The sequence below is a fragment of the Acinetobacter sp. YH12254 genome (assembly GCF_013417415.1).
Taxonomy (GTDB): Bacteria; Pseudomonadota; Gammaproteobacteria; order Pseudomonadales; family Moraxellaceae; genus Acinetobacter; species Acinetobacter pseudolwoffii.
The window spans coordinates 17,278-32,083 of the sequence record NZ_VPEB01000017.1; the positions used below are offsets into that span (position 1 = coordinate 17,278).

A 14,806-nucleotide genomic window follows, 5' to 3' on the forward strand; every position below is an offset into this window, starting at 1 on the left:
TTTAACTCGCTCAGGGTCACTGAAATGAAAAAGAAGATGATTAAATCACGTAAAGATAGATAGACAGAAAATGTGATCCTGCGCCTATCAATACAAATATGTGCCAGATAGCGTGGGTATATCTTACTCTTTTTAAAGCGTAAAACAATGCACCTACGGTATAAGCCAATCCGCCAATGATCAGAAAGGTCAAAGATTGAGCACTAAGATATTGTTGCATATCATCCATCACCAGCAGCGCCAGCCAGCCCATGACCAGATAAGCCGCCAAAGAAATTTTCTGGAAACGATGAATGAAAACGAACTTGAACAGTGTACCAATGAGGGCGATCACCCAGAGTGCAATCAATAAATACTGGGCTTTGGCTGTTGGAATGGCAATTGACAGGAAAGGCGTATAGGTTCCGGCGATTAAATAATAAATTGCAGTATGATCAACTTTTTTATAAAAATAACGACGGTCTGCTGCGGTGGCCATGTGATAGAGCATGGACGCAGAGAAGAGCAAGATCATGCTCAGCGCATAGACCCAAAGTCCAATCCATTGTCCAGTACTGAGATAAGACCCTTTAATAATCAAAAGAATACCAGCAATTACCGATAGTCCAGCACCCACAGCATGACTGATATAATTAATTCGTTCCTCAGTGTGATCATAATCTGGAACCAGCGGCGCATTCTGCATGATTGTCATTCTTCTTTAAAATATACATTTGTATAGTAATTCAATTTTGCTTTTAGGTTAAGAAGATTTAAACTTGAGGGGCAATTCATTTCAGGTTTTATCTATGTCAACGTTGGCAACTCTCTCAGACCAAGAACAGCAGTTTTTAGATGTATTTCAGCAAGCTGTTGAAAGTGATCAATTTGATCGTCTGATCTTAAGCCAGTATAAAGGTGAACTGCAGGATTTAGAGAAAATGACCTTGCGAGTCATTTCATTAAATGGGCAAAAAGTACTGAGCTGTTTGTATCGCCATAAAACTCAGGATGTCACCAAAAACTATCCTTTAGCGGATGCACTGGCACAGGTGACAGTATTATTAGCATGTTGCAAGCAAGCCAATTTAATGACGCTAGATGAAGAATTACAGCTGAAAAAAAACAAGAAAAAAGCCATGTTGACCCGTACTAAAAACAAAAACTCGACGCTTCAGGTCAAGTCCGCTGAACAGGGTCATGACCGGATTAAACAACGTTATGTTGATCAGGACAGCATCTTTTTACAGCATCTCGGCATTAGCGATCATAACGCGCAGATCATTCCGAGCATGGCGCGTAAATGGAAACAGATTAATAAATTTGTCGAGATTTTTTCGGGTGCATTGGCGCAACTCAAGCCACAAGTCGAAGGTCTGCGTGTGGTGGATTTTGGCTCCGGTAAAGGCTATCTGACCTGTGCTTTATATGACTATATGCAAAAACATGGTGAGACGCCGTGGGTTACAGGGGTGGAACTGAATCCGAAAATGGTCGAGTTCTGCCAAAAGGTCGCGCAACAATCTGGCTTTGATCAGCTCGACTTTTTTCAGGGCGATGTGCGTACTTATGCACCGAAACGCCTGGATGTAATGATCGCTTTGCATGCCTGTGATGTGGCAACGGATTTTGCGATTCACAGCGGTATTCGCCTGAATGCACAGATGATCATGTGTGCGCCATGTTGCCATAAGGAATTGCGCCCACAGTTACAGGCGCCAAAAGTGCTGAGTCCGATGCTGCAATTTGGTATTCATGCCGGTCAACAGGCAGAAATGCTGACCGATACCATTCGTGCGTTATTGCTGAAAGCCTATGGTTATGAAACCAAAGTTTTTGAGTTTGTGGCACTGGAACATACCAGTAAAAATAAAATGATTCTGGCGACGAAACGCAAAGATTACCAACAACCCGATCAGGAGGTCTTGAAACAGATTCAGGACTTGAAAGAAATGTACGCTATCCAAAAACATTCACTGGAATTGTTATTGAATAATCAGTGGGATCAGCAGGGGATTGGTTCTAAATGCTAAAGGATTCAGAGCTTAAAATTGTTTCGGGTGGTTGGGAGGATTTAGCGAAGCATGCCAAAACCATTCGCGAAGCCGTGTTTATTCAAGAACAGAATATCGCTGCTGAAGAAGAATGGGATGAGCAAGATGCCATTTCCATCCATTTTGTGGTCTATGAAAAGGGGCATGCGATAGCCACTGCAAGATTGCTGGCGAATAACAGTGTAGGTCGTGTTGCAGTGTTAAAGCCACATCGTGGCTTGAAGATCGGGCAGCAATTGATGCAGGCGATTATCGATTATGCCAAAGCAGATCATCGAAAAGATTTAAAACTGTCTTCGCAAGTACATGCCATCGGTTTTTATCAGGCATTGGGTTTTAAGGTTCAGGGCGAAGACTATCTGGATTGCGGCATCCCGCATATTAATATGTATTTAAACCTTTAATTTTTTAGTTATTGAGATACAAAAAAGCGAGGCATTGACCTCGCTTTTTTACGCCCTTACTGAATCAAGATCAGTGGCCATGCGCTGAGCTATGCTCGGCACTCTCCATATTGGCATGTTCTTCAGTTGACATATTATGTTCATTCGCTGTTGTATCGGAATGAGCCGTATTGGCAGTCGCACGTGCCTCACGATCTGCTTGAGCCTTCGCAATTGCTTCAGGAGACATGGTCGGTGCATTTTTAAAAGCATGCTGCTGGGTCGTCTGTTTATTTTGCTGGCTTGGCATGTAATCCGGTTCATTCGTCACCGCAAGCCAAAAAATAAACATGAATAATCCACCTAAAATACAGAAGATAATAAGTGCTTTCCAACCCCAAGGGGATTTTTCAGGTGAACTGTGATCAGTCATAGGTCTTACCCACGTGGATATCAAACTTATGTAACTTTATAACATAAATTGATCAAAAAGCAGATCGAAATCTGTCATTAGACGAGTGTATCCAGTGATTCAGCCAAATCCGGAAAATAAAAAGAGCAACTCAGTTCCTCTTTTTATTTAGAGCTCAAAATTATTGAATCGGCTGGCCTTCTGCTGCCCGGTCTTTCAGGAGTTGCGGTGCTTTGAAGCGTTCACCATACTTGTTTTCGAGTACCTTGGCACGGGTCAGCGCCTTGGCCAGACCATACTGATTTAAGAATTGCACCGCGCCACCCGTCCAGGCTGCAAAGCCAATGCCAAAAATGGAACCGACATTGGCATCGACCACAGACTCCAGCACGCCTTCTTCCAGACAGCGCACGGTATCCAGTGCCTGCACAAACAGGAAACGATCCATCATTTCCTGTTCAGAAAGATCAACCTCTTTTTTCCAGTGGTTGAGACCCGTCCAGAGCTGCTTTTTACCATTTTCTGGATAATCATAAAAACCTGCACCGGCAGCCTTACCTTTACGGTTAAACTCATGAATCATACTGTGAATGACTTCATCTGCGGGTGATTTGGTGATGGTCTGACCTTGTGCTTCTAAGACTTTGTATCTTTCATTGGCCACATGTTCGGAGAGGGTCAAGGACACTTCATCCTGAATGGCCAATGGCCCGACTGGCATACCGGCTTTGAGTGCAGCCATTTCAATCCGCGCCGGATGCACGCCTTCTGCCAGCAGGCGCAAACCTTCTTGAACGAACGTACCAAAGACACGACTGGTAAAGAAGCCACGGCTGTCATTTACCACAATCGGTAATTTGCCAATCTGCTGGACAAAGTCAAAGGCTTTGGCCAGTGTTTCTGCTGAAGTATTTTGCCCCTTGATGATTTCGACCAGCTGCATTTTATCGACCGGACTAAAGAAATGCAGACCGATAAAGTTTTGATCATTTTTTGAAGCCTGGGCTAACTCTATAATAGGCAGGGTCGAAGTATTCGATGCCATCACGCCATGACTGGCAAGATACTGTTCTGCTTCTTGTGTGACTTGAGCTTTCAGTGCGGGATTTTCAAACACCGCTTCAATGATCAGGTCACAACCGGCCAGATCTTGATTGGATGCAGTCGCTTGAATCAGGCTTAAAACCTGATCTCGTTGATCAGCAGATAAACGTCCTTGAGCTACTTTTTTATCCAGCAGTTTCTGGCTATAAGCTTTACCTTTTTCAGCCGCTTCAATCGAAATGTCTTTTAAAATAACCTGAATGCCTTTGCTGGCAGTCACATAAGCAATGCCTGCACCCATCATGCCTGCGCCCAGAATGCCAACTTTAGTGGCTTTCCATTTCGCAACCTTCTGGGGACGGCTGGCACCGGATTTGATCGCATTCAATCCATGCCAAAAAGTAGCGATCATATTTTTAGAAATCTGACCGGTGGCCAGATAAGTAAAGTAACGCGATTCAATGGTCAGCGCCGTATCGACATCGACCTGAGCACCTTCTACCGCTGCCGACATGATTGCTTCAGGTGCAGGATAGCAACCTTTGGTTTTATCACGCAGCATCGCTGGGGCAATCGCCAGCATCTGTGCAACTGCTGGCGTTGAAGGGCTACCACCCGGAATTTTGTAGCCTTTTACATCAAAAGGCTGTTGTGACTTCGGATTGGCTTTGATCCAGACAATGGCTTTGTCTAAGAGTTCATCGGTATTGTCTGCCACATCGTGAATCAGCCCTAAAGATCGGGCTTTCTCTACACCCAACTGTTTGCCTTCCATCAACAAGGGAAAGGCATTTTGCAGGCCGAGCAGGCGCACGCTACGGACAATACCACCGCCACCGGGTAGTAAACCCAGTGTGACTTCAGGCAGGCCAAACTTGCTTTTAGGGTCATTCAAGGCAATACGATGATGGGCACACAGAGCAATCTCCCAGCCACCGCCCAGTGCTGTGCCATTTAGTGCAGCCACAACCGGAATGCCGCGGGTTTCGATATAACGCATCTGCGCTTTCATCTCTTCAATCATGTTGAAGAATTCAGTCGCATGTTCAGGTGTAGCTTGAATCAGTTCATCCAGATCGCCACCGGCAAAGAAGGTTTTTTTCGCAGACCGGAAAATGATGCCAGTAATATTTTCATCAGCTTTGAGTTTTTCTACGGTTTCAGCCAAAGCGCTACGAAAATCTGCATTCATGGTATTGGCAGACTGGTTTGGAGAATCAAAGGTCAGAATGACGATATTATCTTCAGTTTTTTGATATTGAATTGCGCTCATAAATTTTTATCCAGATCATAATGGGATGAATTTGGAATTAATATCCTGATTAGATTTTAGAAATTTTCCTTATTCCGGAGCCTTTCCAAATTCATCTAAATTCTTGGTTTAAGCTTCAGTTCGACCTGCCTTACGAAATGTATTTCTCATTTAGCAAAAGTAGGCAAAACCATTGTCATACGCAAAATCTATTAATTTTGTAAAACAATGATCTTGCGCTAAAACCAAAGCAGTGCTTTGGTTTTGCTCAGGTTGCATATGACTAAAACGTGAATCAAACACTTTAAATATTTGAGTTAAACCAATTCAATAATGGTGGCGATGCCCATACCGCCACCGACACACAGTGTGGCTAGTCCACGTTTTTTGCCTTGGCGTTCTAACTCATCCAGTAAAGTTCCCAGAATCATCGCGCCTGTTGCGCCCAATGGATGACCCATAGCGATTGCACCACCATTCACATTCACTTTCGCTGGATCAACATTGAGTTCGCTAATAAATCGCATCACCACCGCAGCAAAAGCTTCATTGACTTCAAACAGGTCAATATCATCAATCGTCAAGCCAGCTTTAGCCAAAGCTTTACGTGCTGCCGGGGCAGGGCCGGTCAGCATAATGGTAGGATCAGCCCCGACCAGCGCCGTGGCCAGTACTTTGGCACGCGGTTTTAAACCTTGTTCTTTGATCGCTTGTTCTGATGCGATGAGAACTACGGCTGCACCATCGACGATTCCGGAAGAATTCCCGGCATGATGCACATGATTCACCGTGCCAACTTCAGGATATTTTTGTAGGGCGATGGCATCAAAGCCCATCTGTCCCATGGTCGCGAAACTAGGATTGAGTTTGCCTAAGCCTTCAGCAGTTGTGGTCGGTTTGATAAATTCGTCTTTGTCCAGAATCACCACACCGGCCTTGTCTTTGACCGGGATAACAGAAGCGTTGAAATAACCATTGGCTTGTGCGGCAGCGGCTTTCTTCTGGGATTGCTCGGCAAACTGGTCTACGTCGGTGCGGCTATAACCGTCAATCGTGGCAATCAAGTCCGCGCCAATACCTTGCGGAATAAAATCACAGGCCATATTGGTTTCAGGATCCAGTGCCCAAGGGCCACCATCGGAACCCATCGGCACGCGGGACATGGATTCGACGCCGCCTGCAACGACCAGATCTTCCCAGCCAGAACGGACTTTTTGTGCAGCCAGATTGACAGCTTCCAGACCGGAAGCACAGAAACGGTTGATTTGTACACCGGCGACATCATTGTCCCAACCCGCTGCGATCGCCGCGGTTTTGGCAATATCGGCGCCTTGATCACCAATCGGAGTGACACAACCTAGCACAATATCATCGACTTTTGATGTATCAAATTGATGACGTGCCTGAAGTTCGTTAAGCAAGCCAGTCAGTAATGAAATGGGTTTGACTTGATGTAAAGATCCATCTTTTTTACCTTTTCCGCGTGGCGTGCGAATGGCGTCGATAATATATGCCTCGCTCATAGCATGTCCCTTTTATTAATTTGCTGAAAATTATTCTAATGACTCGAGTGTAATACTTAAATTTTGAAGTGCAATGACGAGAACGGACCAGATCATTTGATGATTTTTGCCAATAAAAAAAGCCCAGGTCTGGAAACCTGGGCTGGAGAAGAGGATATCGAGAATTTTAATTAATGATAACCATGCAACTGGCGATATAGACCTGGGGTTACACCGGTCCATTTCTTGAAGGCACGATGGAAGGTACTGGTTTCACTGAAACCGACCTGCTGCGCGACATCTTCGAGGGTTAGATCTGGATTCAATAACAGATGAATCGCAGCATCACGGCGCAGGGCATCTTTCACGCCTTGATAGCTTTTACCTTCGGCAGCCAGACGGCGGCGCAAGGTTTGAGGAGATAAATACAGCATTGACGCGACATCATTCAATGTCGGCATTTCTTCGCCAATCTGGCTCTTCAATACATCACGGATTCTTGAGGTCAGCGAGTTGGTATTTTTAAACTTCACCAAGAGCTGAGCAGGTGCAGCTTTCAAGAATTCCTCTAAGGTTTCTTCATTCTGACGGATTGGCAGGTCCAGATAGTCCGCAGCAAAAGTGATTTCGGTGCGTGGCATGTCGAACTGCATTACCGGCGCAAAGAACAGGGCATCATATTCGTCAGCATGGGCTGGACGTGGATAGCTAAAATGCACACGTTCCAGCGGTAAACGACGTTCAATCAGCCAAGATGCCAGACCATGCCAGATCATCAGCATACTTTCGGTAATAAAATGATCCGGATCCATCGCATTTGGAATGAGGGGCACCAGACGTGCTTCGTGTTTGTCACGTTCCAGGGTCACCGACCAGTCATCACCGAAGAGTTTATAGAACTGCGAAGAAAGTTCCAGTGCATCACCTAAGGTTTTGGCATGAATGATGAGCTGACACATGATGGCAAAAGTGCCCAATCGGCGTTGCTGTTTGTCAAAGCCAACATGCTCGTCCTGAGTCACCATCCATAACATTTTAATAAAGCGGGTATATTGTTCAGGTGAAATACGGGCTTTAGGTTGATGCAGCAGTTCTGCTTCAATTCCGACGTGAGACAATAAAGTATCGACATCCATGCCTAGACGCTTGACGCCAGATAAGGCTGCATTGACGAAATGGATACTGATCGTATCACGACTCATGTTTAATCCTTCAGTCTCTTTAATGTTCACTAATATTTGACCTAAATGACGAAAAATAATAAAGCAATGGCAATTTACAAGAACACCTTTGCCATTTTCTTACATATTAGATTGCCGAAACTATCAAGGTAAATGGCTGAACATGACATTGTTTTTATGCATTTATGTTTCTATGATGCTGAAAAAAGCAATATAAGTAGAGCAAATACTCCAATGTCATATACCTTAAAAGGATTGAAAATTCTAGACTTTTCTACATTATTGCCGGGCCCATTCGCGACATTATATCTGGCTGATCTCGGCGCCGAGGTTGTGCATATTGAATCACCGACCCGCCCGGACCTGTTGCGATTAATGCCCCCCTTTGCCAATGGACAGGCCACTTCACAGAGTTATCTGAACCGAAACAAGCAATCGGTAGCACTGGATTTGAAAGATCCGACCAATATCGAACTGGTCAAATCCAAGATTGCAGATTATGACATTGTGATTGAGCAATTCCGTCCCGGCGTGATGCAACGGCTTGGACTGGACTACTTAATCTTAAGCGAAATTAACCCCAAATTAATTTACTGTTCCATCACTGGCTATGGCCAAACCGGTACTTACAAAGCGAAAGCAGGACATGATATTAACTATCTGGCCTTGTCCGGTATTGCTGGACACAGTGGCCGGATTGAAAGTGGGCCACCTGCTTTAGGTATTCAGGTTGCCGATGTAGCCGGTGGTTCCATGCATGCCGTGATTGCGATTCTGGCTGCCGTAATTGAACGCCAGCAAAGTGGCAAAGGGCAATATATTGATATTTCCATGACCGATTGCGTGGTGACGATGAATAATCTGGCGGCTTCAGCCAGCCTGGCTGGCAATCAGCATCAACGGCCAGAATCAGGCTATCTGAATGGCGGGACTTTCTATGACTATTATGCAACACAGGATGGACGTTATCTGTCGATTGGCAGTCTGGAACCTCAATTTATGCAGGGATTGGCACAGGCTTTAGAGCTGCCGATTATTCTAGAAAAAGGCAATTCTTTTGCTCCAGAAGATCGTGCTGCGGTGAAACAGGCAATTCAAAATAGAATAAAGTCAAAATCATTAGCGGAATGGCAAACACTATTCGCAGCGCTGGATGTCTGTGTTGAGCCGGTGCTAAAACTTGAAGAAGCTTTGCATTCTGATTTAGCGCAACAGCGAGAATGGCTAGTTCAGGTTCCATTAAAACCCGATAGTCAGCAGACCGAAGCACAACTGGCCTGTCCGATTAAATTTTCACGTTCAAAGATACGTTATGATTTTGCCGGTCAGTTTTTGGGTGAGAGTGAAAAATGGTAATATTTTTAATTATTTAAAAGACAAAAAGGGTAAAAGATTGAAATATCACTATATGAAGATAACTGCTAACGATTGATGAATTAAAGCATTATTGCTTTAAAACTACACTAAATGCGCTAAACCGTGATATCAGTGAAACTTTGGCAGGCTTATCAATAAAACAGCTATGAAATATGTATAAAAAGCATTTTATTGATAGGTTTAATCTCGCTATCCTTGCGATCGATATAATAGAAACTACTAGCAGCTGTACGCCATGTATTTATATACTGATTTCGATCAGCAACTGATTAATGAACGTGTTGCACAGTTCCGTGACCAAACGGAACGTTATTTAGCCGGTAAACTCACCGAAGATGAGTATCGTCCGCTTCGTCTGCAAAATGGTCTGTATGTACAGCGTTATGCGCCGATGTTACGTATTGCAGTGCCTTATGGTTTGATGAACTCAAAGCAACTGCGTAAAGTGGCTGATTTGGCTAAAGAATATGACCGTGGTTACGCGCATATTTCGACCCGTCAAAACATCCAGTTTAACTGGCCGGCACTGGAAAACGTGCCAGATATGCTGGCTGAACTGGCGACCGTGCAAATGCATGCGATTCAGACTTCAGGCAACTGTATCCGTAATACCACGACGGATCAGTATGCCGGTGTAGTGGCTGGTGAAATTGCCGATCCACGTCCGACCTGTGAGTTGATCCGTCAATGGTCAACTTTCCATCCGGAATTTGCTTTCTTGCCACGTAAGTTCAAGATTGCAGTCTCTGCGCTTGAAGAAACCGACCGTGCAGCCACTGCATTTCACGATATCGGTGTATATATTGTGCGTAATGAAGCCGGCGAAATGGGCTATAAAATCAAAGTGGGTGGTGGTCTTGGCCGTACTCCAGTGATTGGCAGCTTTATCCGTGAGTTCCTGCCACGTGAAGACTTGATTGCTTATCTTGAAGCAGTGCTTCGTGTGTATAACTTGCATGGTCGTCGCGACAACAAATATAAAGCCCGTATCAAAATTTTGGTCAAAGCTTTAACGCCAGCGGTATTTGCTGAGAAAGTTGAAGCTGAATTTGCGCATACTGTTAAGACTTTGAAAATCGATGCAGACACCTTGGCAAAAATGGATGAAAACTTCACCCCATTTGATTATCAAGATTATGCAGATGAAGATTTTACTGAATTGTTTGCGCAATATCCAAAATTCAAACAGTGGTTCAATATCAATACCAATGCACATAAAGTGAAAGGTTATCGTATTGTGACGATTTCACTGAAACGTGCCGGCATTGCACCGGGTGATGTCAGCACCGAAGAAATGAACCTGATTGCAGACCTTGCCGATCAGTACACTTTCGGTGAATTACGTACCACGCATGAACAAAATATCTCGCTGGTCGATGTGCCGCAAAAAGATTTGTTCGCTGTATGGCAAACTCTTGAACAAAACAACCTGGCACGTGCCCATATCGGTTTCTTGACCGACATCATCTGCTGCCCGGGCGGTGATTTCTGTTCATTGGCCAATGCAAAATCGATTCCGATTTCTGAAGCGATTTCACGCCGTTTTGATGATCTGGATACCATTTACAACTTGGGTAAACTGGACTTGAACATCTCTGGTTGTATGAATGCCTGTGGTCATCACCATGTCGGTAATATCGGGATTTTGGGTGTTGATAAAAAAGGCGCTGAATTCTACCAGATCACGCTTGGCGGTAATGCAGACCATGATGCCTCAATTGGCGACATTCTTGGGCCGTCATTTGCAGCAGATGTAGTGCCGGATATTGTAGAAGAAATTCTTAATACCTATCTTGATCTACGTCAGGATGCTGAAGAGTTTATCGATACTTATCGCCGTGTTGGCATCCAACCATTCAAGGAGCGTGCATATGCTTAATACCGCACTCGCAGTGCTCTCTAAAGATGGCACAGTGACAGAAAATACTTATCAGCTCATCGGTGAAGAGGGTGTTTTACCACAAGGTGATGTGGTCCTGACGGTAGATCAGTTAGATCAACTTCGCCATGTTTCAGGTAAAAAAGCATTGTACTTAACCGTTGATGCTTCACCTGAAAGCAATGAATTTCCGCTAGCTCAATTAGATGCAATCTTTATTGAATTCGCCGGTTTTAATGATGGCCGTGGCTATTCATTTGCAGCACTTTTACGCCGTCAAGGTTTTCAAGGCGAACTTCGTGCCACTGGTGATGTATTCAAAGATGTGTTGAACTACATGAAGCGTTCTGGTTTCGATACTTTCGTGATTAAAGAAGGTAAAGACATTCAGGAGGCGGCTGCCGGTTTAAATGATTTTAAAAATCCGTACCAGGCATCGACCGCGGTGAATCAGGCAAATTATCAAACAGGTGCCTAACCTGAGGGTTAAAAAGCTTGTCTGTAAATAAGTCTGTTTTTCTTATAAACAAAAAGCCTGCAATGCAGGCTTTTTGTTTGCTTTGGACGATAGATATGATTGTTTCTATACTATCCTGAATGCTTTAAATTGCTGCGAATTGCTGTAGCATAAGTATCTTTATGCTGAGAGTAACGCGAGCAGAGCGCTAATTTTCGAGTATGCAAAATCAATCAAGAGGGCGATTTTAATGGGATCGTCATCTGATTTATTTTTTTAATTTTTTCATGATGAAGTGACTTGTCTTTATGCAAAATTCTATCCGTATTGGTATTGCTGGTTATGGCAACTTGGGTCGTGGCGTTGAAACCGCCATTCAAAAGAATCCAGATTTACAACTTGTGGGTATTTTTACCCGTCGTGCGCCTGAAACGGTATCTCCTTGCTTCGCAGCAACCCAAGTGTTCCATATGGACTCACTGACAGATTTCCAAGATAAAATTGATGTGCTGATTTTATGTGGCGGTTCAAAAGACGACTTACCGCAACAAGGTCCGATCTTGGCCAGCCAGTTTAATATTGTCGATAGTTTTGACACCCACGCACGTATTCCTGAATATTATGCAGCGGTCGATGCACCTGCAACAGCCAGCAAGAAAACTGCGATGATCTCTATTGGTTGGGATCCAGGCATGTTCTCGATCAATCGCTTATTTGGTGAAGCTTTACTGCCAGACGGTGAAACCTATACTTTCTGGGGCAAAGGCTTAAGCCAGGGTCATTCAGATGCCATTCGTCGTGTAGAAGGTGTGAAAGCAGGGGTGCAATATACCATTCCTTCAACAGAAGCAATTGAGAAAGTACGTAGTGGTATTCGTCCAGTATTAACGACCAAAGAAAAACATACCCGTGAGTGTTATGTGGTGCTTGCAGAGGGTGCAGATGCCGAAGCAGTGAAGCAAGCGATTGTGACCATGCCGGATTATTTTGCCGACTATGACACGACTGTGAATTTCATTGATGAAGCAACTTTAGCACAAGATCACCAGCGTATGCCGCATGGTGGTTTTGTGATTCGTAGTGGAAACACCAGTGATGCACATAAACAAGTGCTTGAGTTTTCATTAAAACTAGAAAGTAATCCAGAATTTACAGCCAGCGTTTTAGTTGCTTATGCACGTGCAACTTATCGTTTAAATCAAATGCAGCAGTATGGTGCAAAAACAGCATTTGATGTGGCACCGGGCTTGTTGTCAATGAAATCACCTGAGCAACTTCGTAAAGAAATTCTTTAAGTCTTATCATTTAAAGTACAGCTTTGAATATTTGACGATAAAAAGCCTCCAATTGGAGGCTTTTTGATTTCTAAAATTCCCCCTCCTTTATTAAAGGATGAGGAACGATGTTCCGCAAGAGGGGAGGATTTCTAAAATCCCTCTAAATCTCTCTTTTAAAAGGGAGACTTTTAATTAAAGCAACTCAATCGCCACAGCAGTCGCTTCACCGCCACCGATACAAAGTGCAGCAATACCACGTTTACCACCGGTACGTTTCAGCGCATGAATCAAAGTCAGGATAATACGTGAACCGGTTGAACCGACAGGATGACCGAGGGCACAGGCACCGCCGTTAATGTTGACTTTTTCAGGATCAAGCTTGAACTCATCCATTGGACACATGGTCACCATGGCAAAGGCTTCATTGATTTCCCAGAGGTCGACATCTTGAGCATTCCAACCTGCTTTATCGAGAACCTTTTGAATTGCACCCACTGGCGCTATGGTAAATTCAGAAGGATGCTGTGAATTTGAAGCATAGGCAACAATTTTGGCCAAAGGATTTAAACCTTTTGCTGCGGCATGATCCGCTGAGCTAATCACCAGAGCTGATGCACCATCAGAAATTGAGCTGGCATTGGCAGCGGTAATGGTGCCGTCTTTGGCAAAGGCTGGACGCAGGGTTGGAATTTTATCAATATTGGCATTGAAGGGTTGTTCATCTTTATCAACAACCACATCACCTTTACGTGTTTTTACCGTAACTGCTACGATTTCATCAGAAAAATAGCCTTCATTCACAGCAGTTTGTGCACGTTTCAATGAGCGAATGGCGAAATCATCCATCTGTTCGCGAGTATAGCCTTTGGTATTTGCCATATCTTGGGCAAATGAACCCATCAAACGACCAGTCTCGGCATCTTCAAGACCATCAAGGAACATATGGTCTTTGATTTCACCATGCCCCATACGGAACCCGCCACGTGCCTTAGGCAGCACATAAGGTGCATTGGTCATTGATTCCATACCCCCTGCCACAACAATATGTGCAGAGCCGGCTTTAATCATATCGGCTGCTTGCATCACTGCTTTCATGCCAGAACCACATAGCTTATTAATGGTTACTGCCCCAGTCGAATCCGGAAGACCTGCCTGACGCATCGCTTGACGTGCAGGTCCCTGTTTTAAACCTGCAGGAAGAACACAACCCATAATGACTTCTTCAATATCTGCGGGTTGTAAACCTGCACGAGCAATTGCTTCTTTAATTGAAGCGGCACCAAGTTCAGGAGCAGTTACACTGGCAAGGCTGCCTTGAAAGCCACCCATGGCTGTACGTGCACCATTGACAATCACGATGTCGGTCATTGTTATATCTCCGTATAAGTTTTAATCAATTTTTCAAACATAAGCAGTATATTGAAAAAAAACTAGGATTGAAGGGTTAATCGCAGTCAATCTTAAACTGGATAGTTCTGTTAGCATGAGGAGAGGCTTTCTACCCGGATATGCCCCATTTTACTCAGTACAATACGCTGCTGGCTGGAAAGTTGAGCAGAACAATAATAGAAACTACCATTCGAACCAATCGGAAGGGCGGTATGTGCCTGATAAGTGACACTTGGTGAACTTAATGCGCCTCGCCAACTCAGGTTGCCATATTTAAGATTTAGAGCATCAATGTGTAAAATTTGTTCGCCTGCATCGACTTGCCGGTTTTTATTTTTATCAATAAAGACCAGTATATTTTTATTCCATTGATTGGGGTGACAGCTGAGTGAATCCTGACTGGGACAGATCACAATATTCTGGTGAAACACGGCAGCCTGACTACGTGCATAACGGTTAACCGCAGATAATTTGATAGGAATCTGTTTGGCTTCCTGTCTGGACTGATATTCATGAAAGTAAGGCAGGGCAATACTGGCCAAAATTGCAAGCACTGCAACACAGATAATCAATTCAACAATAGTGAACGCTCTTGTTATTTTTCTATACATAGATTTACC

13 protein-coding genes are annotated in these 14,806 nt (G+C 44.2%); 6 read left to right on the forward strand and 7 right to left on the reverse strand.

The features are described from left to right. Positions 1-40: 40 nt before the first annotated feature. Positions 41-685, reverse strand: a complete 645-nt coding sequence (locus tag FTV29_RS12410) for a hemolysin III family protein (RefSeq protein ID WP_074383498.1) — start codon at positions 683-685, stop codon at positions 41-43. 103 nt (positions 686-788) lie between these two features. Here FTV29_RS12410 and FTV29_RS12415 point away from each other — a divergent pair, with 103 nt between their 5' ends. Both FTV29_RS12415 and FTV29_RS12420 read left to right on the forward strand, forming a co-directional pair. Beyond that, complete coding sequence (locus tag FTV29_RS12415) at positions 789-2,012, forward strand: SAM-dependent methyltransferase (protein ID WP_005169484.1); 1,224 nt, start codon at positions 789-791, stop codon at positions 2,010-2,012. Next, the gene (locus FTV29_RS12420) at positions 2,006-2,437 is read left to right on the forward strand and encodes a GNAT family N-acetyltransferase (protein ID WP_005169487.1); all 432 of its coding nucleotides are present in this window, start codon (positions 2,006-2,008) and stop codon (positions 2,435-2,437) included. The genes FTV29_RS12415 and FTV29_RS12420 overlap by 7 nt, the downstream gene beginning before the upstream one ends. Positions 2,438-2,507: 70 nt before the next feature. Here the strand turns inward: FTV29_RS12420 and FTV29_RS12425 are convergent, their stop codons facing one another. From FTV29_RS12425 to FTV29_RS12440, 4 genes are all read right to left on the reverse strand, one after another. After that, positions 2,508-2,849, reverse strand: a complete 342-nt coding sequence (locus FTV29_RS12425; RefSeq protein WP_034608399.1) for a hypothetical protein — start codon at positions 2,847-2,849, stop codon at positions 2,508-2,510. A 160-nt stretch (positions 2,850-3,009) separates the two neighbouring features. After that, positions 3,010-5,145 carry a 3-hydroxyacyl-CoA dehydrogenase NAD-binding domain-containing protein gene (locus tag FTV29_RS12430; RefSeq protein WP_074383496.1) on the reverse strand — a complete coding sequence of 712 codons (2,136 nt, stop codon included), beginning with the start codon at positions 5,143-5,145 and terminating at the stop codon, positions 3,010-3,012. A 296-nt stretch (positions 5,146-5,441) separates the two neighbouring features. Next, complete coding sequence (locus FTV29_RS12435; protein WP_159138647.1) at positions 5,442-6,647, reverse strand: acetyl-CoA C-acetyltransferase; 1,206 nt, start codon at positions 6,645-6,647, stop codon at positions 5,442-5,444. Positions 6,648-6,817: 170 nt separating this feature from the next. Next, positions 6,818-7,828: an AraC family transcriptional regulator gene (locus FTV29_RS12440; protein ID WP_005169495.1), complete on the reverse strand. Its 1,011-nt coding sequence runs from the start codon at positions 7,826-7,828 to the stop codon at positions 6,818-6,820. Between the two features lie 213 nt (positions 7,829-8,041). Here FTV29_RS12440 and FTV29_RS12445 point away from each other — a divergent pair, with 213 nt between their 5' ends. From FTV29_RS12445 to FTV29_RS12460, 4 genes are all read left to right on the forward strand, one after another. Beyond that, the gene (locus tag FTV29_RS12445; RefSeq protein WP_159138648.1) at positions 8,042-9,163 is read left to right on the forward strand and encodes a CaiB/BaiF CoA-transferase family protein; all 1,122 of its coding nucleotides are present in this window, start codon (positions 8,042-8,044) and stop codon (positions 9,161-9,163) included. Positions 9,164-9,419: 256 nt separating this feature from the next. Beyond that, positions 9,420-11,063 (forward strand): nitrite/sulfite reductase, encoded by a 1,644-nt coding sequence (locus FTV29_RS12450; protein ID WP_005098006.1) that lies wholly within the window; start codon positions 9,420-9,422, stop codon positions 11,061-11,063. Next, positions 11,056-11,541, forward strand: coding sequence for a DUF934 domain-containing protein (locus tag FTV29_RS12455; protein WP_005098005.1), 486 nt, complete (start codon positions 11,056-11,058; stop codon positions 11,539-11,541). The genes FTV29_RS12450 and FTV29_RS12455 overlap by 8 nt, the downstream gene beginning before the upstream one ends. Before the next feature lie 287 nt (positions 11,542-11,828). Then, complete coding sequence (locus FTV29_RS12460) at positions 11,829-12,815, forward strand: diaminopimelate dehydrogenase (RefSeq protein WP_074383493.1); 987 nt, start codon at positions 11,829-11,831, stop codon at positions 12,813-12,815. A gap of 174 nt (positions 12,816-12,989) precedes the next feature. Here the strand turns inward: FTV29_RS12460 and FTV29_RS12465 are convergent, their stop codons facing one another. After that, on the reverse strand, positions 12,990-14,165 hold the full coding sequence (locus FTV29_RS12465; RefSeq protein WP_159516686.1) for a thiolase family protein: 1,176 nt from the start codon (positions 14,163-14,165) through the stop codon (positions 12,990-12,992). A gap of 110 nt (positions 14,166-14,275) precedes the next feature. Continuing rightward, positions 14,276-14,797 (reverse strand): GspH/FimT family pseudopilin, encoded by a 522-nt coding sequence (locus FTV29_RS12470; RefSeq protein ID WP_159138650.1) that lies wholly within the window; start codon positions 14,795-14,797, stop codon positions 14,276-14,278. Positions 14,798-14,806 lie beyond the last annotated feature (9 nt).

Bases quoted from the DNA above. Each gene is read 5' to 3' on its own strand.
- FTV29_RS12410 (WP_074383498.1), bottom strand. From the start codon at position 685: ATGCAGAATGCGCCGCTGGTTCCAGATTATGATCACACTGAGGAACGA.
- FTV29_RS12415 (WP_005169484.1), top strand. From the start codon at position 789: ATGTCAACGTTGGCAACTCTCTCAGACCAAGAACAGCAGTTTTTAGAT.
- FTV29_RS12420 (WP_005169487.1), top strand. From the start codon at position 2,006: ATGCTAAAGGATTCAGAGCTTAAAATTGTTTCGGGTGGTTGGGAGGAT.
- FTV29_RS12425 (WP_034608399.1), bottom strand. From the start codon at position 2,849: ATGACTGATCACAGTTCACCTGAAAAATCCCCTTGGGGTTGGAAAGCA.
- FTV29_RS12430 (WP_074383496.1), bottom strand. From the start codon at position 5,145: ATGAGCGCAATTCAATATCAAAAAACTGAAGATAATATCGTCATTCTG.
- FTV29_RS12435 (WP_159138647.1), bottom strand. From the start codon at position 6,647: ATGAGCGAGGCATATATTATCGACGCCATTCGCACGCCACGCGGAAAA.
- FTV29_RS12440 (WP_005169495.1), bottom strand. From the start codon at position 7,828: ATGAGTCGTGATACGATCAGTATCCATTTCGTCAATGCAGCCTTATCT.
- FTV29_RS12445 (WP_159138648.1), top strand. From the start codon at position 8,042: ATGTCATATACCTTAAAAGGATTGAAAATTCTAGACTTTTCTACATTA.
- FTV29_RS12450 (WP_005098006.1), top strand. From the start codon at position 9,420: ATGTATTTATATACTGATTTCGATCAGCAACTGATTAATGAACGTGTT.
- FTV29_RS12455 (WP_005098005.1), top strand. From the start codon at position 11,056: ATGCTTAATACCGCACTCGCAGTGCTCTCTAAAGATGGCACAGTGACA.
- FTV29_RS12460 (WP_074383493.1), top strand. From the start codon at position 11,829: ATGCAAAATTCTATCCGTATTGGTATTGCTGGTTATGGCAACTTGGGT.
- FTV29_RS12465 (WP_159516686.1), bottom strand. From the start codon at position 14,165: ATGACCGACATCGTGATTGTCAATGGTGCACGTACAGCCATGGGTGGC.
- FTV29_RS12470 (WP_159138650.1), bottom strand. From the start codon at position 14,797: ATGTATAGAAAAATAACAAGAGCGTTCACTATTGTTGAATTGATTATC.